Below are 20,399 nucleotides of genomic sequence, written 5' to 3'. Positions count from 1 at the left end.
TGCAATTCACGTCTGCGCAGCCTTGAATGAATCAATCATTTGGGGGGCGCAACGTGGCCACTTTCTCTGCCGTTACAAAAGCATACAAGGGCGCGTGGGCACGCCGCCGGGTCTTTGTGCCGATCTATGTCGCCGTGCGCCTGTTGCTGATTGCGCTGATTGCGCCGGGCGTGGCGATTGCGGTGAACCTAGCAGTTTCGCTCTCCAGCCAGACCGCCCTGACGGATCAGGATATTGCCGCGTTCATCCTGTCTCCGCTGGGGTTTGCGGTCGCAATCGCAATGCTCAGCCTGTTCCTGCTGGCCGAGGTCTTTGTCTTCTCGGTCATGGCCGGGTCGCTGAGGATGGGTGAAAGCGATCCGTGGCGCGCGGGGAGCGCGGCGATCAAGTTGATCCTGTCGCGCCTGCCTGCGCTGTTTGGATTTGCTGCACGCCTGGTTCTGCGGATCATCCTGTTGATCCTGCCTTTCGCCGCTATCGCTGCTCTGATCGCCTGGTGGACGCTGACCGAGTATGACATCAACTATTACCTGACCTTCCATCCGCCGTCTTTCTGGATCGCCGTTGCGCTGATCGGAGTTGTGGTGCTGGTCATGGCATGGGTGCTGATCCGCAAGCTGTCCGCATGGGCGCTGGGACTGCATCTGGTTCTGTTCGAAAACCTGCCACCGGCTGATGCTTTCCAGGTCAGCGCGGATCGGATGGAGGGCAAGCGCGGGCGGCTCAAGATCGCACTGGTGTTTTGGCTGGGGCTGAGGGCAGTTCTTGCCGCGCTGATCGCTTGGGGCGCGGGATCATTATTCGCGTTGGTGCCCCAGCAGGGGGCAGAGCATCTTCGGCTGGCGCTAGTCTACAGCCTTCTGGTCGCCGGGCTCTGGTCGTTGGCTGGGCTGGTTTTGGCAGCCACCGCGCTGGGAGCACTTGCGGTTTTGCTGGACGGTTTTTTCGAGATCCGAACCTCTGAACCACCACATCCCGCGCCAGGCAATTTGCGCATTGGTCTGCTGAGTGCTGTTGGCATTGCGGCGGTGGCGGTATTGGTCGGGCTCTGGTTCGGTCAATCCCTGCTGGAACGCGTTCAGGCCCCTGACAGGGCCGAGGTGATCGGCCACCGTGGTGCCGCTGCGTTGCGGCCGGAAAACACCATGGCCTCGGTTCTGAAGGCGATTGAGGACGGGGCGGACTGGGTTGAAATCGACGTGCAGGAAACGGCGGATGATGAGATAATCGTCGCCCATGATAGCGATTTCATGAAGCTGGCCGGGGTGAACCTGAAGGTCTGGGATGCCACGATGGAAGACGTGGCCGAGATCGATATCGGCAGTTGGTATGGCCCGGAATACGCAGATGAACGCACGCCGACACTGCGCGACGTACTGGCTGCGGCCAAAGGCAGGGCCAAGGTGATCATCGAGTTGAAATATTACGGTCATGACGTCAATCTGGAAAACCGCGTTGCGGCCTTGGTCGAGGAATTCGGCATGCAGGATGACATCGCCACCATGTCGTTGAAATATCCAGCTGTGCAAAAGATGAAGGCACTGCGCCCGGATTGGCGCGCGGGGGTTTTGGCGGCAACCGCTGTGGGCGATCTGTCGGGTCTCGAAGGGGATTTTGTGGCTGTCAACGCCGCCATGGCCACGCCGGGGCTGGTACGTTCGGTGCAGGCCGCGGGCAAGGATCTCTATGTCTGGACGGTGAATGACCCGTTGCAGATGTCGGCCATGGCCTCGATGGGGGTGGATGGGCTGATCACGGACCGACCGGCAATGGCCAAAGAAGTCTTGCGTATCCGCGCTGAAATGGGGCCGGCTGAACGTCTGATGCTGTGGCTGGCAACGGTGCTCGGCATGGCCGTTGATACCGATGCGATGCGCGATGAAAGCCCGTAATCTGGCCGTTTCTCTGGCGCTGATCGCGGCGCCAGTCGGCGCGCAGGACTTTATGCGCAGTCTTGAGATGCCCGCCCATCGCGCGCTGATCGCACAGCGGAGCGCTGCGGAATTGACGCCGTTTGAAACGGATGGCTGCTCGGGCGGGTTGTCAGCCAGCTGGCGCTTTGTTGCCGACACGTTTCCCAGCTTTCAGGCCCTTTTCGAGGCGCATCCCCCATGGGAGAGTTGCTGTGTCAGCCATGACCGGGCCTATCACCACGCGGGCGGAGGCCTGCGCCCCGAAGACAGTTATGACGCGCGCCTGTCAGCCGATGACAGCCTGAGAGCCTGCGTGCGGCAACACGGGGATGAGAACGCCGAAATTTACGCCGAACGCTATGACATGACTTCGGATCAGATACGATCCGCCCATGCCATAACCGCCGAGGCCATGTATGGCGCGGTGCGATTGGGCGGGGCGCCCTGTTCGGGCCTGCCCTGGCGGTGGGGGTTCGGATATCGCGGGTGTTCGGTCTTTGATTCCGTGTCACCTGCGCCCGAATGACGTGGTGACAGGCCCGAGATTTTCGACTATCCAACGTATCAAACACGCGAATTAGGATTCTGAAAATCATGGCTGAACATAAGCACGGCGAAATGGACATCACCGTTCAAACCAAAACCTTCAACGGTTTCGTAAAAGCGACCACATGGTGCGTGGTGGCGATTGCTTTCCTTTGCCTGTTTCTGGCGGTTTTCGCCGCTTAATCCCGGGCGAGGCTGACCGCCGTGATCAGATTTGTGATTGCCTGCCTGCTGGCAGCAACAGTGGCTGGCTGTGCCGGTTCGCAGCGTCCGCAGGCCGATCAGACCGAAGTTGTGGCCCGTTCCTATCGTGATCCGGGGCCATCAACACTGACGCTCTATACCATGATCAGCACCCGGACCGGTTCGGGGGCGCATACCTCGCTGATGATAAGCGGCAGCGAGAGGGTGATCTTTGACCCCGCAGGCTCGTTTCGCGCCGATGTAGTGCCGATCCGAAACGATGTTCTGTATGGCATCACGCCGAATGTCGAACGCGCTTATCGCAGCAGCCACGCGCGCGAAACGCATTATGCGCGTATCCAGACGATTCAGGTGACACCACAGCAGGCCGAAATTGCCCTGCAACTGGCCAAGCAGATGGGCCCTGTATCCGAAGCGTTTTGCGCCAACTCAACCTCGCAGCTATTGCAGCAGGTGCCGGGTTTCGAGCAGATCAATACGACCTTCTACCCGGTCAAGCTGTCCGATCAGTTCGGTGAACTCCCCGGCGTCGTGACCACCGAATACCGCGAGAATGACGATGCTGACCTGCAGGCCGGCTTGGCCTCGAACAATGCGCGCCTGAACCAGTTGGAAGCGGCCTCAACCCAATAGGTACAGCAAGCCATAGAGCGTGCCCGCCCCGGCAAAGATGGCAATGACCACGTTTTTTGTGATGACACCAACCGCCAAAGCAACCGCTGCGGCGGCCATGCGCGGCACGTCGGGCTGACCATCCGTTGCGGTTGGCCAGACCACCAGCGGCGCAATCAGGGCCGGAACGATGGCTACGGCGGTATAGCGCAGGTGGCGTAACAACCAGGGTGGCATCGGGCGGTCTCCGACGATGCCGATAAAGGTAAAGCGTAGGGCAAAGCTGCCGATCGCCAAGCCAACGATAATGCTCCACATGGTCACCGGATCAATCTGTGTCATGACCTATTCCGCTCTAACATCAATTCGGCCTGCGCCCCTGCGATCATCCCGGCGGTCCCGGCGATCAGCAGGCCCAGGTTGAACGGCACGCCTACGGTCAACAGAGCAACGGTTATGGCGACTAAGGCGGCGATGACATGGGCAAGCGTCCTCATCATCGGCCCGATCATTGCCAGGAATGTGATCGGAAGTGCAAAATCCAGCGCCCAGCTTTCTGGAATCTGTGCGCCCAAAACTGCGCCCAGATAAGTTGCCAAAATCCAAAGCGGCGTGATCGGTGTGACCGAGCCAAAGAAATAGGCCATGCGCTGCGGCACGGTCATATCGGGCTCTTTTTCGAACTGTACAATGGAGCAGGCATAGGACTGATCGACCGTCAGATAGGCGGCGCAGGCCCGTTGCCACAGGGGGGCCGCCCCAAGATAAGGTGTCAGTGAGGCCGAGTACATTGCCACGCGTAGGTTTACCGCCAGGGCCGATGCCAGAACGATCAGGCTGGGTGTGTTGTCCTGCAACAGCTGCAGGGCGGTGAACTGGGCCGCCCCGGCAAAGACAGCCGCCGAAAAGGCGATTGTCTGGACAATATCCAGCCCAGCCTCGGTCGCAAATACGCCGAAAAGGGTGCCGAACGGAATTGCCACAAAGATAAACGGCGCTCCATCACGAAAACCCTTCCAGAAGTATGACTTGGATGTGGTGTAAGCCATGGCAAATTCCTATGGTATCGCCAACAGCAGTAGCGATCTTGGGAAAGGGTTGCAATTGGCCACGAAACCGGATGCCACCGACTACATCATCGCCCCTGATCCTGGCGCGGTCCGCTTGACCCGTGCGGTCGAAGGCATCGACCAGAATGGCGCGGTCAGCCGGATCTCGGTTGTCGAGGAACGCCCCCTGACAATTTTCCTCAACGCGCAGGAAATCGTGACTGCAATGACAATCGGCGATTACCCTGAATATCTGGCGCTGGGGTTCCTGCGCAATCAGGGGATGCTGTTGGCCGATGATGACATTACCGGCGTGGATTACGATGACGATCTGGAAACCGTGGTGGTGCGCACCGCGCGCGAAACCTCATATGAGGATAAGCTGAAGAAAAAGACCCGAACCAGCGGCTGCGCGGTCGGCACTGTGTTTGGTGACATGATGGAAGGGCTGGAGGACGTGCGCCTGCCGCAGGTTCAGGTCCGCACATCGTGGCTGTATGATCTTGCGGCCAAGATCAACCGAACCCCTTCATTGTATCTTGAGGCTGGTGCAATTCACGGCACGGTCCTGTGTCGGGAAAACCGACCGTTGGTCTACATGGAGGACGTGGGACGTCACAACGCGGTCGACAAGATCGCTGGCTGGATGCTGTCCGAAAATGTGGGGGCCGAGGACAAGATCCTCTACACCACAGGCCGTCTGACCTCGGAAATGGTCATCAAGACTGCAATGATGGGCATCCCGGTTCTGGCGTCACGATCAGGGTTCACCGCCTGGGGTGTCGAAATCGCGTGTGAGGTTGGCCTGACGCTGATCGGCCGTATGCGGGGGCAGCGGTTCGTGTGCCTTGCGGGCGAGGATCGACTGGTGCGGGATGTGGACCCGTCGACAGTGGCGGTCGAAGATAAAAAGCATAGACGGAAGAGTGCGGAATGATTTTGGAAGTCTTTGGTTTATTTATTTTATTCGTCGCGACATTGGGCTTGCTGCCATTGATGGTCTATGTGTTCTGGCTCCTTGAGCGGTCGAAACGCGCGATCATTGAGGGTATGGCGCAATTGGAGGTCAACCTGCGTAACCGTCTGGGGTGGGCGCCAGAGAAATACATCAGCATTTGGAACATCGCTGCCCCCTTTCGGCTTGGTTGGCAGGCATGGGCGGAGTTGTCTCAAAAACAAGCACTCGTGCTTCAGCGGGTTTTGATGCACGGTCTGCCTGAGTTTGCCGGGATACCAGATGAGGTCAGAAAGGCGGTGCGCACGTATCGGTGCTGTTTTGCTCTTATCTTTGCTGTTGGGGCCGTCTTAGTGTTTTTGCCAGCCCACTATAGCCTGAGTCACAAGGCGGCCGAATTGACGGGGTGGCCTGCAATTATTTGGTTTACAGCATTCGGATTGGCCGTCTGTCCATTGCTTTTCCTGCCCACCCAGAAATTCAGGAAATGGCCCGCGCTTGAGGAGATCAAATGACCCGCCCCCTCGGCATCATCCTCGCAGGAGGCCTTGCCACTCGGATGGGTGGTGGCGACAAAGGCTTGCTGACCGTCGGTGGGCAGAGCCTGCTGTCTCATGTCATTGACCGGTTTGGCCCGCAGGTGGTCGGTCTGGCGCTGAATGCCAATGGTGATCCCGAACGGTTCGCCGAACTGAACCTACCTGTTCTGCCCGACACGATTGAAGGTTTCGCCGGGCCTCTGGCGGGTGTGCTGGCGGGGCTCGATTGGGCAGCAGAACAGGGCGCCGACAGTATCGTCACCGCCGCTGCCGACACGCCGTTTTTTCCGCGCGATCTTGCGGCGCGCCTAATGGATGCTGCTCAAGGACAAACCCATCCGCTGGTGCTGGCGACTACGCCTCGAACCGGGGATGAAGCACTGAAATCCGGCGGCGGCAAACGGGTCAACCGGCATCCGACATTTGGCCTCTGGCCTGTCGCGTTGCGAGATGATTTGCGGGACGCCTTGAATGACGGGCTGCGCAAGGTTGTGCTGTGGACCGATAAACATGATGGGCGTGAGGCGCTGTTTCCGGCTGAGCCGTTTGACCCCTTCTTCAATGTCAACACGCCCGACGATCTGGCGCGGGCGCAAAAGCTGCTGGAGCAGGCATGAAGGTCTATGGCGTCACCGGCTGGAAAAACGCGGGCAAGACCGGCCTGATGGAGCGTTTGGTGGCCGAGATCACCGCGCGTGGCTTTTCGGTTTCGACCGTCAAACATGCCCATCACGCCGTCGATGTCGACCAGCCCGGCACGGACAGTTTCCGCCATCGAGAAGCCGGTGCGTCCGAGGTGCTGTTGGCGTCCGGCAAGCGCATTGCGATGATGCAGGAACTGCGCGGCGCACCCGAGCCGCCTCTCTCTGATCTGCTGGCACGCTTGGCTCCGGTTGATCTTGTGCTGATCGAGGGGTTCAAACGCGAAGCCCACCCCAAGGTCGAGGCGTATCGGGTGGCCGCTGGAAATCCGTTGATTGCGGCCGAGAACGAAACTGTGCGCGCGGTTGCCAGTGACACAGAGCTGAACTTCGACCGTCCGGTTTTTGATCTGGACGACACCGCAGCCATCGCAGGGTTCATTCTGCACGAGGTAGGATTATGAGCAAACCGGACATTGCCCCACCGCCCTTGCGCAACGATTGTTTTGCCTTGCCTGCGGGCGTGAGCTGGACGCCGGTTGACGAAGCGTTGGCCCTGCTGCGCGACCGCCTTTCGGTCGTGATGGGGGCTGAAACCGTTCCGTTGGCACAAGCCGCAGGTCGGATTTTGGCCACCGATGTATATGCCCAACGTTCGAACCCGCCGCAGGCAAATACGGCGGTAGATGGCTATGGCTTTGCCGGTCCGGTTCCGGATGGGCCGCAGGTGATGCCGCTGCAAGACGGGCGTGCTGCGGCTGGTGTTCCCTTTGATGGTCAGCTTGCGCCCGGCCACGCCATACGGATTCTGACTGGTGCGGCTCTGCCCGATGGGGTGGACACCGTTATTCTGGAAGAGGACGTGACAGTTCAGGACGGGCATATCGCCTTTCGCGGCCCCCTGAAACAGGGTGCCAATACCCGCAATGCGGGCGAAGATGTTGTTGGAGGTGATCTGGCTTTGCCCGCTGGACGCCGGTTGACACCTGCCGATCTGGCCCTTCTCTCCGCGACGGGTGCTGGTGATCTGCTAGTTCGCAAAGCTCTGCGGGTAGCCGTCCTGTCAACGGGGGATGAGCTAGTCGAGGCCGGTGAGGTTGCTGAGCCAGGGCAAATCTACGATGCCAATCGCCCAATGTTGCTGGCTCTGATCCAGCGGATGGGATTCCAGCCACTGGATATGGGCCGCGTTGCCGATGATCGTGAAACCCTGCGCGAGCGGCTGAACGAAGCTGCGAAAGAGGCGGATGTTGTTCTGACTAGTGGCGGCGCGTCGGCAGGAGACGAAGACCATGTCTCCGCGCTGTTGCGGCAGGCCGGAGCGATGCAGGAATGGCGTATTGCCCTGAAACCGGGGCGACCTCTGGCTTTGGGGATTTGGGACGGAGTGCCGGTTTTCGGACTGCCCGGCAATCCAGTAGCGGCATTGGTCTGCACCCTAATCTTTGCCCGCCCGGCGCTGGGCCTGATGGCTGGCGAGGGCTGGCGGGACCCGCAGGGGTTCGATCTGCCAGCCGCCTTTGATAAGCGCAAGAAGCCCGGGCGGCGGGAATATCTGCGGGCCCGTATCCGAGACGGAAAAGCCGAAGTTTTCAACTCGGAAGGGTCCGGGCGGATCAGCGGGCTAAGCTGGGCCGAAGGGCTGGTCGAGATCGAAGACGGCGCGCGCCACATCCAACCGGGTGATCTTGTCCGGTTCATCCCCTATGGAAGTTTCGGAATCTAGTCGAAGGTTCCGGCCACACGCCCCAGCAACATGAAGGCCCGCGCGGTTCTTGTATCACCCAAAGCGGTCAGCTCTGCATCGCTGGCACGGGGTTCAAACTCGATGATCATGTGATCGAACCGGCGTAGAAAGTGATGGGCGGCGTCCCGGAAAATGGGATCCTGCTTCATCCGGGCCGAAGTCAGCGCCAGCGAGGAGCGGTCGCGAATGCCGCCCAAGGCCGCGACAGCCCGTCCGCGCCCACCCTGCGCAAATTGCCGCCAGATCTCGGGGCGGGCCATGTCAGGGCGCAGGTCATCCATATAGATGCCCTCTTGGCTAAGCAGAGTCAGCACGTCCTGAGAGGCCTGTACAAGCTTGGCTGTCTTGCGGTCCTTGAGCGCCAGCCGTAGGGCATCAAAGCCTTCGGTATCTTCCTGTGTTTCCGGAAAATTCAGCGCACGGATAAAGATGTCGGTGCCAAGCGGGGGCACGATATCCCCAGCTTGTGTACCCAGTTCCAGCGAAGTCTGATCGCCGTTCCCCACGGCTGTCGGTTGCTGTGCGGGTTCCCTGCGCTTGGTTGAAAACGTGGCCAGCGCGCTTTCGGCTTTCTTGGCCGTTTCCGCGATCTGATCCAGCTTTTTGGATACGGCTGGCTCATAGGTGCTGGAAGATCGCTGTTGCTGAGCGATATATGCGTTTCGGATGGCGTCAATCGAGGTTTGTAGTCGTGCGCTTTCCTCGCGCATGATCCGGCTGGCGCGCATGGCCATTGCTGCGACCCAGATCATCGCCACCGGCATAAAGACCGCCAGCAAGGTCACGACAAAGCCTCCGCCGTCGACCTCGTCGGGCAGCACCAGAAAAACAACCGAGACGATCAGCCAGATCACGCTGAGGGCGACGGCTGCAATTTCGATCTCGGTTATCGAAGGCTTGGTTGGCCTATCATATATGCCGAGTGAGGTTGGCCGATTGGCTTCCTGCTCTGGCGTAGGCTCGGACATTGGGAACGCTCCGGGGCTCAGGCGTAGGTGATACTCAGGACTTCATAAGAACGTACGCCGCCAGGTGTACGTACCTCGACACTGTCGCCTTCGTCCTTTCCAATCAGGGCGCGGGCAATAGGGGATTTGATGTTCAGTAGGCCGGCTTCGATATTGGCCTCATATTCCCCTACAATCTGCCAAGTCTTTTCCTCGTCAGTGTCTTCGTCAACAAGCGTGACCTTGGCGCCAAATTTGATAGCACCGGACAGTTTGGCAGGGTCGATCACATCGGTCAGTGAAAGGATGCCTTCCAACTCTTTGATGCGGCCTTCGATAAAACCCTGCTTTTCCCGGGCCGAATGATATTCGGCGTTTTCTTTCAGGTCACCCAGTTCCCTGGCCGAGGCGATGGCTTCGATAATAGCTGGCCGCTCGACGGATTTTAGGTTCTTGAGTTCGGCCTGAAGCGCAGCATTGCCCGCAGGCGTCATGGGAATTTTTTCCATATTCTTGTCGTCCACGCTGAAATTGTAACGCCCCGCCGCATGGAACCAGCGTCGGGGCGATTTGATGGGTTGGCAAATACCTGACCCAAATGATGCGTGAAATGCAAGAGGTCAAAGAAGACAGCAAGCTGGATTTGCGACTTAACGCCGTTGAATTGGGCGCCGTGGGCACCTGTTACGCTGTCCAAACAGCTGACCGCGCTGCCATTTCCAGGTGGTTGAGGCCATCCAGAGTGTTTCAAGCATATTGCACCACCTCAAACTCGATGCCGTTCTCATCATCGAAATAGAACCGCCTGCCGGGCTCGTAATCTGCATGCGACTTGGGGGTGAAACCTGCTTTGACCACCTTGTCTTCGGTTGCGTCGATGTCTTCGACCAGAACGCCGACATGATTCAACCCCCCGATGATGTCATAGCTGCTTTCACCCGAGGGTTTGGGATCGCTGGGTGCATAAAGCGCCAAGTAGGTATGTGCGCTACCGACATGCACGGTATAGCCACCCGCGATTGCAGGGCCTTCCCAGCGGGTTTTCCAACCGAAGACGTCCTGCATCCATTTGGCTGAAGCCTGCGGGTCGCGGACGGTGAAATTGGTGTGTTCAAGTGTCGCCATCATGGGATCTCCTATTCAATTTGAGGCTTGTCCCGACTCACCGTAATTTCTAAACCTAACTTTAGGTCAAGGAACTTTTTGAGGGCGAGATGGCGATTTCAGAGGGGCTGGCAATAGGCGCTTTGGCCCAGCGCACCGGGCTGGCGGTTTCAGCGATCCGATATTACGAGGCGCAGGGTCTGATCGCCCCATGGCGCAATGCGGGTGGGCAGCGGCGATATCAGCGCGCCGACATAAGGCGGTTGAGTTTTGTGATGATAGCGCAGCAATTCGGACTAACCCTGCCCGAAATCCGAGAAGTCCTGTCCGGCTTGCCCGGAAATCGTACACCAACGCCGCAGGATTGGAAAAACATCAGCAAGGATCTGCGGTCGCATCTGGATCAGCGAATCGATACGTTGATGCGCCTGCGTGACAATCTGGACGGATGCATTGGCTGTGGGTGCCTTAGTTTGCCCAAATGTGCTCTTTACAATCCTGATGACCGTGCCAAATCCAAGGGAAGTGGCCCCAGATACCTGATGGGTGACACTCCGGACACGTGATCTGCCGCATAGCGGCATAGTTACGCCGTGTTTCGATTGACCTGTGGCTTTCCCAGCATGTAATCAGCCGTGAAACAAAATTGCGCCGACCGTGCGTTAGATGCGCCAATTCGGAAAGTTAGCGAAGGAGCCCGCAATGGCCGAGATTGAACGCGAAGCGATGGAATATGACGTGGTGATCGTGGGCGCCGGCCCCGCGGGACTGTCGGCGGCCATCCGTCTGAAACAGCTGGATGCCGATCTGAACGTCGTCGTTCTGGAAAAGGGCTCAGAGGTGGGTGCGCATATCTTGTCAGGTGCGGTGCTGGACCCGTGCGGCCTGGATGCGCTGATACCGGACTGGAAGGAAAAAGATGCACCGCTGAACACGCCGGTCACCGAAGATAACTTCTATATGCTGGGTGAGGCCGGAAAAATCCGCATTCCGAACTTCCCGATGCCGCCGCTGATGAACAACCACGGCAACTATATCGTGTCGATGGGCAATGTCTGCCGCTGGATGGCTGAACAGGCCGAAGAGCTGGGCGTGGAAATCTTCCCCGGCATGGCCTGTTCCGAGCTGGTCTATGGCGACAATGGTGAAGTCAAAGGCGTTGTTGCTGGTGTCTTCGGCCTTGAGGCCGATGGCTCCTACGGCCCGAACACCGAGCCGGGCATGGAGCTGCACGGCAAATATGTCTTCTTGTCCGAAGGTGTGCGCGGGTCGCTGTCCAAGGAAGTGATCGCGAAATACGATCTGCAAGCCGGAAAAGAAGTCCAGAAATACGGCGTCGGCATGAAAGAGATCTGGGAGATCGACCCGGCCAAGCACAAGGAAGGCACCGTCACCCATACGATGGGCTGGCCCCTGGGCAGCAACGCGGGCGGCGGATCGTTCATCTATCACCTGGAAAACAATCAGGTCTATGTCGGGTTTGTGGTTCACCTGAATTACAAGAACCCGCACCTGTACCCCTATATGGAATTCCAGCGCTTTAAGCATCATCCGATGGTGGCCGAGCTGCTGAAAGGCGGCAAGCGCGTGGCTTATGGCGCTCGTGCGATTACTGAGGGTGGATATCAATCGATGCCCAAGCTGGTCGCGCCAGGCGTGGCGCTGCTGGGCTGTTCGGCGGGCATGGTCAATGTGCCGCGCATCAAGGGCAACCACAACGCGATGCTGTCTGGCAAAGCTGCGGCCGAGGCGGCATTTGATGCCATCAAAGCCGAGCGTTCGGGCGATGAATTGACTGTCTATGAAGCAGATGTTCGCGAAGGTGCCATCGGAAAAGACCTCAAGAAAGTGCGCAACGTCAAACCGATGTGGTCGAAGTGGGGTCTGATGCCCTCGCTGGCGCTGGGCGGTTTGGACATGTGGACAAACACTCTGGGCTTTTCGCTGTTTGGCACTCTGGGCCACGGCAAGAACGACGCGGAATCGACTGAAGAAGCCAGTAAACATAAACCGATCGACTATCCAAAGCCGGATGGCACGCTGTCCTTCGACCGCCTGACCAACGTCTCGTTCGCGATGACGAACCACGAGGAAAGTCAGCCTTGCCATCTAAAACTGTCGGACCCGGCGATTCCGGTCAGTGTCAATCTGCCCGAATTCGACGAACCGGCGCAGCGCTATTGCCCGGCGGGCGTGTATGAGATGGTCGAGGATGAAAATGGTCCGCGATTCGTGATCAACTTTCAGAACTGCGTTCACTGCAAGACCTGCGACATCAAAGATCCCAGCCAGAATATCACCTGGACCACGCCGCAGGGAGGGGATGGTCCGAACTATCCCAATATGTAAGCGAAAAATGGGCAATGGCGGCGTCGTGAAGGCTCTGCCATTGCCTCTTTCTGGTCAAAGCCCTAGCTTATTGCGCAACCGACAATCGCAAGGCAGGAATTTGGTGACTTTTCTCATTCGTCGCACAGCGCTGGCTGTGCTGTTTACCACGTCATTCGCCATTCCGGCTTATGCCGACACTGGGTTCGGTGCGTATCTTGCCGGGCGTCAGGCGATTTTTCAGGACGACTATACGGCGGCTGAGAAATATTTTGCGCAAGCATTGCGCGCAGATCCTCAAAACGACCGGTTGCTGGAGAATGTCGTCGTTGCGCGCTTGTCGCTGGGCGAGGTTAAGCGCGCTTTGCCGATTGCCCAAACCATCGAAGAGTTAGGCCTGCCCAACCAGCCCGCGAAAATGGCGATTGCCGCTAATCTGGTGGCTGAAGGCAAGCTGGATGAACTGCTTGCCCGCGACCCCGAAACGCAAGGCGTCGGGCCGCTGGTTGACGGGTTAATATTGGGCTGGGCCCATATGGGCCAGGGTGCGATGACCAGCGCGCTGGAGCAGTTTGACCAAGTTGCAGCGCAGGAAGGTCTGCGCGAGTTCGCGCTTTACCACAAAGCTTTGGCACTGGCCTCGGTCGGAGACTTTGAAGGTGCCGAGGCAGTCTTTGCGGCCGATAATGGTGTTGTGGCGCGATTTACCCGCCGCGCAGCGCTGGCACGGACCGAGGTTCTGTCGCAGCTGGACCGCAATGAGGATGCGCTGCAGTTTCTGGATGACGTGTTCGAGTCGGGCTCTGATCCCTCGATTGAAGGGTACGAATCGCGTCTGAGCGCTGGCGAAACGCTGCCCTTTACTCATGTCCGCACATCGCAGGACGGTATCGCAGAAGTGTTCTTTTCCGTGGGAGCCGCGCTCAGCAGTGAGGCGGCTGAGAATTACGTCCTGCTTTATGCGCAGGTCGCAGCCTTTCTGCGCCCGGATCACGTGGACGCAATCTTGTTGAGTGCCGAACTTTTGGACGAGTTGGAGCAATACGATCTTGCCGTCGAAGCCTATCGCAAAGTGCCCGCGAGCAGCAGTGACTATCACGCTGCTGAACTGGGCCGGGCCGAGGTGCTTGTCACGGCAGGCAAAACCGATGCGGCGGAAGAAGTCTTGCAGACCCTTGCGACGCAGAGACCGGATCTGCCAAGTGTTCACGTGGCGCTGGCTGATTTGCAAAGACGTGAAGAAAACTATGCTGCGGCTGTCGAAACCTATAGCACAGCGATTGAATTGATTGATGCTGATGGTGGCGGCAACTGGTTCCTGCACTACGCCCGTGGTATCTCGTACGAGCGACTAAAGCAGTGGGACAATGCTGAGGCCGATTTCCGCCGTGCGCTAGAACTTAACCCCGACCAACCGCAGGTCCTGAATTATCTGGGTTATTCGCTTGTAGAACGGCGCGAAAATCTGGACGAAGCGCTTGGCATGATCGAACGCGCCGTCGCCGCACGCCCTGGTAGCGGCTATATCGTCGACAGCTTGGGATGGGTTCTGTTTCGACTGGGCCGCTATGAAGAGGCGGTCGAGCATATGGAGCGTGCCGTCGAGTTGATGCCGGTAGACCCAGTGGTGAATGATCACCTGGGTGACGTTTACTGGGCCGTGGGCCGCGCACGCGAAGCCGAGTTCCAGTGGAAGCGGGCATTGTCTTTCATTGACCTCGAAGACGCCGATGGTGAGGCCGACCCCGAGCGTATTCGCCGCAAGATCGAGGTCGGGCTGGACGAGGTTCTGATCGAGGAAGGTGCCGCGCCGCTGAAGGTCGCCAATGAAGGCTAAGGCTTTCGCGCCCGCCAAGATCAACCTTACCTTGCACGTCACCGGCCAGCGCGTGGACGGCTATCACCTGTTGGATTCGCTCGTGGTGTTTGCCGATCTGGGCGATACGCTGCATTTCACCGCAGGTGAGGCGCTGTCGATCTCTATCACCGGCGAACATGCGGCGGGTGTGCCAAGCGATAGTCGCAATCTGGTGTGGAAAGCCGCCGAGGCTGCAGGCTGGACTGGGCATATTGACCTGAACAAAGTGCTGCCGCATGGAGGCGGGATCGGTGGCGGTTCTTCCGATGCCGCCGCAACTTTGCGGATGATCGAGGGCCAGGGTGGGCACGTCCCGCCAGAAACAGCACTGCGCCTGGGTGCGGATGTCCCTGTCTGCATGGCAGCCAGATCAAGCCGTATGCGTGGGATCGGAGAGTGTCTGAACCCGGTCACCCTCCCACATCTACCAGCCTTGCTGGTCAACCCGGGTGTAGAGGTTCCAACGCCTGCGATATTCGCGGCTTTGGAATGCAGGGAAAACCCGCCCATGGCAGAGGATATCCCGGTATTTGAGGGGCCTCAGGATTGCGCCGAATGGTTGGGAAAACAGCGAAACGACCTGGAAAGTCCGGCCACATCTCTGGCTCGCGACGTCGCGCAGGTGCTGGACGCACTAAAGGATACAAAAGAGACGCTGTTGTCGCGCATGTCAGGGTCAGGATCGACCTGTTTCGCGCTGTACCCGACGATGAAAGCTGCCCATTTCGCCGCCTATGAGATTGGCGCAGCCCACCCCAACTGGTGGTGCCGTGCGGTTCAGCTTAACTAAGGCGCGCGACAACGAAGTCTGCCAAATCGCTCAGCAGGGTGCGGATCTCATGGTCGGGCAGGATGCCTAGCGACGCCTTAGCCTTGTTGGCCCAGCCAAGCGCATCTTTTCGCGTCGCCGCAAGCGTGCCGTATTTACCCATGAGACCAAGAGCGGTTTCGAGGTCACCGCTCTCTTGACGGCCCCGGCCTATGGTGCGCTGCCAGAAGGCGCGTTCTTCGAGGGTGGCCTGCGCCACCGCCTTGATCACTGGCAGCGTCAGCTTACGCTCGCGAAAGTCGTCGCCGACATTCTTACCGGTCGCTTTGCTGTCGCCCTGATAATCCAGCAGGTCATCAGCGATCTGGAAGGCAATCCCCAGCGCATCGCCATAATCGAAGAGCGCCTTGACCTGGGCCTCTGACGCTTGGGCGATGACCCCGCCCACCTCGGTTGCGGCTGAGAACAAGGCTGCGGTCTTGCCGCGCACAACCTGAAGATAGATGGCCTCATCCGTGCCCAGATCGGTTGCAGCAGTCATCTGTAGCACTTCGCCCTCGGCGATCGTGGCAGACGCATTGGCAAGGATGTCCAGAACCCTAAGAGACCCGGTCTCGACCATAAGCTGGAAGCTGCGTGAGAACAGGTAATCCCCAACCAGAACGCTGGATTTGTTGTCCCAAAGCAGATTCGCTGTTGGCCGTCCGCGCCTTTGTGCGCTTTCGTCGACAACATCGTCATGCAACAGGGTCGCGGTGTGGATGAACTCAACCGTTGCCGCCAGACGCAAATGATGGTCCCCGGCATAGTCGAACAGCCGCGCCGCGGCCAGTGTCAGCATCGGACGCAGGCGCTTGCCACCCGCTTCGACCAAATGTGCGGTGACTTCGGGAATGCGGGGCGCGTGTTCTGAGGCCATGCGCGTGCGTATCAGGTCATTGACCGCGTCCATTTCACCCGAAAGAATCTCGGCCAGCCGCTCATGCGGTTTTGAGACTGTGCTGATGTTCATCACACTCCTGATACAAGGCTCGACTTCCGCCTCACCTTGCCCTTACATCCATCCCCATGAAAGAACTTTTGCGCAGCACTGATCCGACGATCCTGGCCTTTGCATCCGCCCTACTTCAGGGCGAGGATATAGACTGCTTTCAGATGGACGTAAATATGAGCATCCTAGAAGGTGGCATCGGTATTTTCCCGCGTCGCCTTATGGTGCGGGCAGATGATTTGACCCGCGCGGAACGGGTGATGCGCGACAATGAGATCCCGCTGGGCCGATGACGCAATTCACTGACCCAGAGCTAAGTTTGAACGACTTTCTTAATGGGCGCGTTCGGCTTTGGCAGCCCCTGTCCGGCTATCGCGCCGGGGTCGATCCTGTCTTGCTGGCGGCAGCGGTACCGGCCAAGGCTGGGCAATCCGTGCTGGAGCTGGGATGTGGCGCTGGTGCCGCCATCTTGTGCCTGATGGCGCGCGTGCCGGGATTGAACGCCACGGGTGTTGAGCTGCAATCGCCCTATGCCGATCTGGCCACCCGCAACGCGGATCAGAATGCGCAGGCGCTGACAGTGGTGCAGGCCGATCTGAGCAAACTGCCCGCTGAACTGAAACAACAGCAGTTCGATCATGTGATTGCGAATCCGCCCTATTACTTGGCCGGTGCCCACAGCCCTGCGGCGGACTCGGGTCGCGGAATTGCCTTGGGCGAGGATACCCCGTTGCGCGATTGGTTCGATTGTGCGGCAAAGCGCCTCGCACCGCGGGGTTATCTGCACATGATCCAAAAGGCCGATCGGTTGCCCGACATGCTGTCAGCCTGTGAGGGGCGGCTTGGCTCAGTCGAAGTTCTGCCCCTGGCCGCGCGGGCAGGTCGGAAGGCTGAATTGGTGGTCCTTAGGGCCAGAAAAGGCGGTCGGGCTGCGTTTCAACTGCATGCCCCGCTGATTTTGCACAAGGGTTTGCGCCACGAAAAAGACGGCGAAAGCTATACCTCTCAGATATCGTCCGTTTTGCGCGACGGTGCTGCGCTGAACGGGTTTTCGGATCAATAGGCGCCAACCAGCCGAATTTGTCAGATTTATTATAGAATCTGTGCGTCTGCAGCGTGACAGGCTGGAAACGATGTGCTCAACTTCCTACGTTATTCAGAGACACCAATGAAGGAGTATCGCCATGAGCGTGAGCGCACATCTGACGGAACTGAAGAAGAAGCACGAAACTCTCGGTCTCGAAGTAGAACAAGCCCAGCGCGCGCCAGGCATCGACGATCTCCATATCGCTCAACTCAAGAAACAGAAGCTAAGGCTTAAGGAAGAGATAGAGCGACTTTCCAGTTAACTTTTAAGGCTGGCGCGCGCGGCTATGGCCGCGCCGCCGGTGACCAGGATGGCTGCGATTGCCAGACCCCAGGATGGGGCTGCGATCCCGGCAACCACCAAAACGACGGTAGACAACAGGGGCGCTGCATAAGACGCGGTGCCAAGAATCTGAATGTCGCCTTGTTTGACCCCGATGTCCCAGACATAGAACGCCAGACCAACAGGCCCCAGCCCAAGTGCCGCGATCGAAGCCCAGCCAAAGGCCGTGCCCGGCCAAACGGTTTCTTCGATGGCTAGATGCAGACCACCCGAGGCGATGGCGGTAAAGATGCAGAACACAGCGACAGAGCTTGTGGGCGTATCCCCAAGACGACGGGAAATAACGGAATAGCCCGACCAGGTCAGAGCACACAGCAGCGCCAGCCCGTAACCGGGTAGGTGGCTGGCCTTAAATCCTGCGCCACCACCCCCGGCGATGATCACAGCGGCCCCAGCAAAGCCCAGGCAGGCTCCGATCAGGTGCCCTGCACGCAGATGCTCGCCCGGTAGCAAACCTGAGAACAGCACAATCAACAGGGGCCAGAGATAGGCAATCAGCCCGGCCTCGGCTGCAGGGGCCATGCGCAGGGCCGAGAAGTAGAGTGCGTGATAGCCAAACAACCCGATGGTGCCAAACAGATAGGTGGTCCAACGCACGGACCGCAACTGCCCCAGCCCGCCATTGGCCCAGGCCCAGACCAGCCCCAGCGTACCCCCGATCGAGAAGCAGATCGTATTCAGCAACAGCGCAGGAACCGGTGCTGAACCGACGGTGAACAGGGCCAGAAGGGACCAAAGCAAAACAGCGACAAAACCGATTGCTGTCGCGGTCATTTTACTCATTCAACGGTCACCTCTTTGACAGGGATAATTTTGAACTCACCCCAGATATTTGAGGTTCTTTCGATCTCTGCCAAATACCAGTCCCGAAAGGCAGCAATCTGCGCAAGGTTTTCCCGACCGGGCAGGCAAACAAACGAAAATCGGGCATCGGTTTCGATCGCAATCTTGAACGGGGTTACAAGCCTGCCCTCAAGCACATCTTTGATGAGCAGCGGTCGTCGACCAAGGAGAACACCGATCCCGGCGCAGGCCGCATCGATCGAATGCTCTACATTCGAAAATTGCATGCCATGTGGCTCAAACCCATTGATTCCGACAGCTTTGAACCAAGCGGGCCAATCACAAGGTGGTTGAAGAAAACTGTCATATTCATTGATAACCAGCGGGGCATCGACAAGGCTCTCAGGAGTGGGAAACTGCTCGGCAAGGGCGGGGGTCATTGCAGGGGTCAACCATTCCTTGCGAGCATGAACAGCATAAAGATCACCATATTCCCCATAACCGAAACGGATCGCGACGTCGGCTTCATTACGGTGCAGATCAACCATCTGGAGCGATGTTGAGATGCGCAGATTAATCTCAGGATAAGCCTTGGCGAAATCATAGAGTCTCGGGGCAAGCCATTTCGCTGTCAGGGCCGGCCCCGCCGCAACGGTAAGCGTGGTTTCATCCTGAAGTCTGCGTGTCGCACTCCATGCAGCTAGCAAAGTGCTAAACCCTTCGGCGGCTCCTGGTGCGAGCTTTCGCCCAGCTTCGGTTAGCTCCACCGCTCGATTAAGGCGGTGAAACAGGGGGCGACCCAGATGTTCCTCAAGAGATTTGATCTGAAACGACAGCGCCGCGGGTGTTACATGCAGCTCTGCTGCGGCCTTGGCGAAAGACATGTGCCGGGCGGCTGCATCAAAGGCGCGCAAAGCGGTCAATGGGGGCAGGTAATCGCTCATAGTATAGAAACTCTTAACTGACCCTTCAAAAAAGCTCGTTTGTAGCTTTTTCAGGTAGGGATCATATTGGCTGCAAGTCAAGTAAAACTGTTTTGAGTTGAGAGGCTGCCATGATTGAGATGACAACAAATCCAGCTGCACAATCGGCGATTCTGCGCGCGCATGAGGCGCGGGGCAAAGCGGTTCTGAATGTGTTTAAGTGGATTTTTGGTTCCCGCTGATCGCAGCGCGCGCGGTCTTACGGGATAAAAGAAGGGCCGGTTCTGCTTAGAACCGGCCCGCTTGCATTTTGACAGCCAACTTAGGCGAAGAACTGAGCACCATTGGCCGAGATGGTCGATCCGTTGATGAATTGCGAGTCTTCAGAGGCCAGGAAAGCAACGCAGCGTGCGATCTCTTCCGGTTCGCCCAGTCGGCCCGCTGGAATCTGGCTGATGATGGAATCACGAACCTTCTCGGGGACAGCCATGACCATTTCGGTTGCGATATAGCCGGGGCAGATAGCGTTGGCGGTGATGCCCGCGCGCGCGCCTTCCTGCGCCAGCGACTTCACGATTCCCAGATCACCCGCCTTGGTTGCGGCATAGTTCACCTGAGCGAACTGACCCTTTTGACCGTTGATCGAGCTGATGACTATGACACGGCCAAACTTGCGCTCACGCATGCCAGGCCAAACCGGGTGAACGGTGTTGAATACGCCGGTTAGGTTGGTGTCGATCACCTGATGCCACTGCTCGGGTGTCATTTTGTGGAATGGGGCGTCCTTGGTGATGCCGGCATTGGCAACAACGATGTCGATCGGGCCAATCTCGGCTTCGACCTTTTCGATGCCCGCTTTGGATTCGTCATAATCCGCAACGTTCCATTTGTAGGTGGCGATTCCGGTCTCGTCGGTGAAATTCGCGGCGGCTTCGTCGTTCCCCGCGTAGGTGGCTGCAACATTGTACCCTTCGGCCTTAAGCGCCTTGGAAATTGCTGCGCCAATGCCGCGGGAACCGCCGGTGACGAGTGCTGTTCGTGCCATTTAGGAATCCTCCAAT

25 protein-coding genes are annotated in these 20,399 nt (G+C 58.4%); 16 read left to right on the top strand and 9 right to left on the bottom strand.

Features of this window, described 5'->3' with window-relative positions; translation table 11 throughout:
• The first annotated feature begins 26 nt into the window (after nucleotides 1-26).
• From AC2FH9_RS11430 to AC2FH9_RS11415, 4 genes are all read left to right on the top strand, one after another.
• A complete protein-coding gene (locus AC2FH9_RS11430) occupies nucleotides 27-1,892 on the top strand; it encodes a glycerophosphodiester phosphodiesterase family protein (protein ID WP_496871588.1) in 1,866 nt (621 codons plus the stop codon).
• Nucleotides 1,879-2,439, top strand: coding sequence for a hypothetical protein (locus tag AC2FH9_RS11425; protein ID WP_496691823.1), 561 nt, complete (start codon nucleotides 1,879-1,881; stop codon nucleotides 2,437-2,439). Before AC2FH9_RS11430 ends, AC2FH9_RS11425 begins: the two co-directional genes overlap by 14 nt.
• Nucleotides 2,440-2,507: 68 nt before the next feature.
• Complete coding sequence (locus AC2FH9_RS11420) at nucleotides 2,508-2,642, top strand: aa3-type cytochrome c oxidase subunit IV (RefSeq protein ID WP_142635378.1); 135 nt, start codon at nucleotides 2,508-2,510, stop codon at nucleotides 2,640-2,642.
• A gap of 21 nt (nucleotides 2,643-2,663) precedes the next feature.
• Nucleotides 2,664-3,296: a hypothetical protein gene (locus AC2FH9_RS11415; protein ID WP_271948503.1), complete on the top strand. Its 633-nt coding sequence runs from the start codon at nucleotides 2,664-2,666 to the stop codon at nucleotides 3,294-3,296.
• Here the strand turns inward: AC2FH9_RS11415 and AC2FH9_RS11410 are convergent.
• Both AC2FH9_RS11410 and AC2FH9_RS11405 read right to left on the bottom strand, forming a co-directional pair.
• Nucleotides 3,285-3,617, bottom strand: coding sequence for an AzlD domain-containing protein (locus tag AC2FH9_RS11410; protein ID WP_142635382.1), 333 nt, complete (start codon nucleotides 3,615-3,617; stop codon nucleotides 3,285-3,287). The genes AC2FH9_RS11415 and AC2FH9_RS11410 overlap by 12 nt on opposite strands.
• Nucleotides 3,614-4,324, bottom strand: coding sequence for an AzlC family ABC transporter permease (locus AC2FH9_RS11405; protein WP_282021650.1), 711 nt, complete (start codon nucleotides 4,322-4,324; stop codon nucleotides 3,614-3,616). Before AC2FH9_RS11405 ends, AC2FH9_RS11410 begins: the two co-directional genes overlap by 4 nt.
• Before the next feature lie 49 nt (nucleotides 4,325-4,373).
• Here AC2FH9_RS11405 and AC2FH9_RS11400 point away from each other — a divergent pair, with 49 nt between their 5' ends.
• From AC2FH9_RS11400 to AC2FH9_RS11380, 5 genes are read left to right on the top strand one after another with little or no spacing between them, the layout of a single operon-like run.
• Nucleotides 4,374-5,261 (top strand): formate dehydrogenase accessory sulfurtransferase FdhD, encoded by an 888-nt coding sequence (locus tag AC2FH9_RS11400; protein WP_496750127.1) that lies wholly within the window; start codon nucleotides 4,374-4,376, stop codon nucleotides 5,259-5,261.
• Nucleotides 5,258-5,794, top strand: a complete 537-nt coding sequence (locus AC2FH9_RS11395; protein WP_496871587.1) for a hypothetical protein — start codon at nucleotides 5,258-5,260, stop codon at nucleotides 5,792-5,794. The genes AC2FH9_RS11400 and AC2FH9_RS11395 overlap by 4 nt, the downstream gene beginning before the upstream one ends.
• Nucleotides 5,791-6,435, top strand: coding sequence for a molybdenum cofactor guanylyltransferase MobA (gene mobA / locus AC2FH9_RS11390; protein ID WP_496701784.1), 645 nt, complete (start codon nucleotides 5,791-5,793; stop codon nucleotides 6,433-6,435). The genes AC2FH9_RS11395 and mobA overlap by 4 nt, the downstream gene beginning before the upstream one ends.
• On the top strand, nucleotides 6,432-6,923 hold the full coding sequence (gene mobB / locus AC2FH9_RS11385) for a molybdopterin-guanine dinucleotide biosynthesis protein B (protein ID WP_496871586.1): 492 nt from the start codon (nucleotides 6,432-6,434) through the stop codon (nucleotides 6,921-6,923). Before mobA ends, mobB begins: the two co-directional genes overlap by 4 nt.
• Nucleotides 6,920-8,185, top strand: coding sequence for a molybdenum cofactor synthesis domain-containing protein (locus AC2FH9_RS11380; protein WP_496871585.1), 1,266 nt, complete (start codon nucleotides 6,920-6,922; stop codon nucleotides 8,183-8,185). Before mobB ends, AC2FH9_RS11380 begins: the two co-directional genes overlap by 4 nt.
• Here AC2FH9_RS11380 and AC2FH9_RS11375 read toward each other — a convergent pair.
• The 3 genes from AC2FH9_RS11375 to AC2FH9_RS11365 form a co-directional block, all read right to left on the bottom strand.
• Complete coding sequence (locus AC2FH9_RS11375) at nucleotides 8,182-9,174, bottom strand: hypothetical protein (protein ID WP_142635394.1); 993 nt, start codon at nucleotides 9,172-9,174, stop codon at nucleotides 8,182-8,184. The two genes, AC2FH9_RS11380 and AC2FH9_RS11375, sit on opposite strands and share 4 nt — an antisense overlap.
• Nucleotides 9,175-9,191: 17 nt before the next feature.
• Nucleotides 9,192-9,662, bottom strand: a complete 471-nt coding sequence (gene greA, locus AC2FH9_RS11370) for a transcription elongation factor GreA (protein WP_142635396.1) — start codon at nucleotides 9,660-9,662, stop codon at nucleotides 9,192-9,194.
• A 238-nt stretch (nucleotides 9,663-9,900) separates the two neighbouring features.
• Nucleotides 9,901-10,281, bottom strand: coding sequence for a VOC family protein (locus AC2FH9_RS11365; RefSeq protein ID WP_142635398.1), 381 nt, complete (start codon nucleotides 10,279-10,281; stop codon nucleotides 9,901-9,903).
• Nucleotides 10,282-10,367: 86 nt separating this feature from the next.
• Here AC2FH9_RS11365 and soxR point away from each other — a divergent pair, with 86 nt between their 5' ends.
• The 4 genes from soxR to AC2FH9_RS11345 all read left to right on the top strand — a co-directional run bounded on the left by soxR (nucleotide 10,368) and on the right by AC2FH9_RS11345 (nucleotide 15,233).
• Nucleotides 10,368-10,823 carry a redox-sensitive transcriptional activator SoxR gene (gene soxR / locus AC2FH9_RS11360; RefSeq protein WP_142635400.1) on the top strand — a complete coding sequence of 152 codons (456 nt, stop codon included), beginning with the start codon at nucleotides 10,368-10,370 and terminating at the stop codon, nucleotides 10,821-10,823.
• A gap of 136 nt (nucleotides 10,824-10,959) precedes the next feature.
• Complete coding sequence (locus tag AC2FH9_RS11355; protein WP_496871584.1) at nucleotides 10,960-12,606, top strand: electron transfer flavoprotein-ubiquinone oxidoreductase; 1,647 nt, start codon at nucleotides 10,960-10,962, stop codon at nucleotides 12,604-12,606.
• A 7-nt stretch (nucleotides 12,607-12,613) separates the two neighbouring features.
• Complete coding sequence (locus AC2FH9_RS11350; protein ID WP_496696595.1) at nucleotides 12,614-14,422, top strand: tetratricopeptide repeat protein; 1,809 nt, start codon at nucleotides 12,614-12,616, stop codon at nucleotides 14,420-14,422.
• Nucleotides 14,412-15,233 carry a 4-(cytidine 5'-diphospho)-2-C-methyl-D-erythritol kinase gene (locus AC2FH9_RS11345; protein ID WP_496696478.1) on the top strand — a complete coding sequence of 274 codons (822 nt, stop codon included), beginning with the start codon at nucleotides 14,412-14,414 and terminating at the stop codon, nucleotides 15,231-15,233. The genes AC2FH9_RS11350 and AC2FH9_RS11345 overlap by 11 nt, the downstream gene beginning before the upstream one ends.
• On the opposite strand, the gene AC2FH9_RS11340 is transcribed toward AC2FH9_RS11345, so the two are convergent.
• Nucleotides 15,226-16,224 (bottom strand): polyprenyl synthetase family protein, encoded by a 999-nt coding sequence (locus AC2FH9_RS11340; protein ID WP_496696476.1) that lies wholly within the window; start codon nucleotides 16,222-16,224, stop codon nucleotides 15,226-15,228. The two genes, AC2FH9_RS11345 and AC2FH9_RS11340, sit on opposite strands and share 8 nt — an antisense overlap.
• A 56-nt stretch (nucleotides 16,225-16,280) precedes the next feature.
• Here AC2FH9_RS11340 and AC2FH9_RS11335 point away from each other — a divergent pair, with 56 nt between their 5' ends.
• The 3 genes from AC2FH9_RS11335 to AC2FH9_RS11325 all read left to right on the top strand — a co-directional run bounded on the left by AC2FH9_RS11335 (nucleotide 16,281) and on the right by AC2FH9_RS11325 (nucleotide 17,552).
• Nucleotides 16,281-16,496, top strand: a complete 216-nt coding sequence (locus AC2FH9_RS11335; protein ID WP_496696474.1) for a putative signal transducing protein — start codon at nucleotides 16,281-16,283, stop codon at nucleotides 16,494-16,496.
• Nucleotides 16,493-17,266: a tRNA1(Val) (adenine(37)-N6)-methyltransferase gene (locus AC2FH9_RS11330; protein WP_496749996.1), complete on the top strand. Its 774-nt coding sequence runs from the start codon at nucleotides 16,493-16,495 to the stop codon at nucleotides 17,264-17,266. The genes AC2FH9_RS11335 and AC2FH9_RS11330 overlap by 4 nt, the downstream gene beginning before the upstream one ends.
• A 121-nt stretch (nucleotides 17,267-17,387) precedes the next feature.
• Nucleotides 17,388-17,552 (top strand): YdcH family protein, encoded by a 165-nt coding sequence (locus AC2FH9_RS11325; protein ID WP_142635414.1) that lies wholly within the window; start codon nucleotides 17,388-17,390, stop codon nucleotides 17,550-17,552.
• Here the strand turns inward: AC2FH9_RS11325 and yddG are convergent.
• The 3 genes from yddG to phbB all read right to left on the bottom strand — a co-directional run bounded on the left by yddG (nucleotide 17,549) and on the right by phbB (nucleotide 20,383).
• Entirely contained in the window at nucleotides 17,549-18,415 is an 867-nt protein-coding gene (gene yddG, locus AC2FH9_RS11320; protein ID WP_496871580.1) for an aromatic amino acid exporter YddG, read from the bottom strand. The two genes, AC2FH9_RS11325 and yddG, sit on opposite strands and share 4 nt — an antisense overlap.
• Nucleotides 18,412-19,359 carry a transcriptional regulator GcvA gene (locus AC2FH9_RS11315; RefSeq protein ID WP_496696594.1) on the bottom strand — a complete coding sequence of 316 codons (948 nt, stop codon included), beginning with the start codon at nucleotides 19,357-19,359 and terminating at the stop codon, nucleotides 18,412-18,414. The genes yddG and AC2FH9_RS11315 overlap by 4 nt, the downstream gene beginning before the upstream one ends.
• Nucleotides 19,360-19,660: 301 nt before the next feature.
• On the bottom strand, nucleotides 19,661-20,383 hold the full coding sequence (phbB, locus tag AC2FH9_RS11310) for an acetoacetyl-CoA reductase (RefSeq protein WP_271948478.1): 723 nt from the start codon (nucleotides 20,381-20,383) through the stop codon (nucleotides 19,661-19,663).
• Between the last annotated feature and the right edge of the window lie 16 nt (nucleotides 20,384-20,399).

The sequence above is a fragment of the Ruegeria sp. CDSC081 genome (assembly GCF_059610485.1).
Note: the sequence above shows the minus strand (reverse complement) of the source record. Positions and strands in the feature narration are given on the sequence as shown.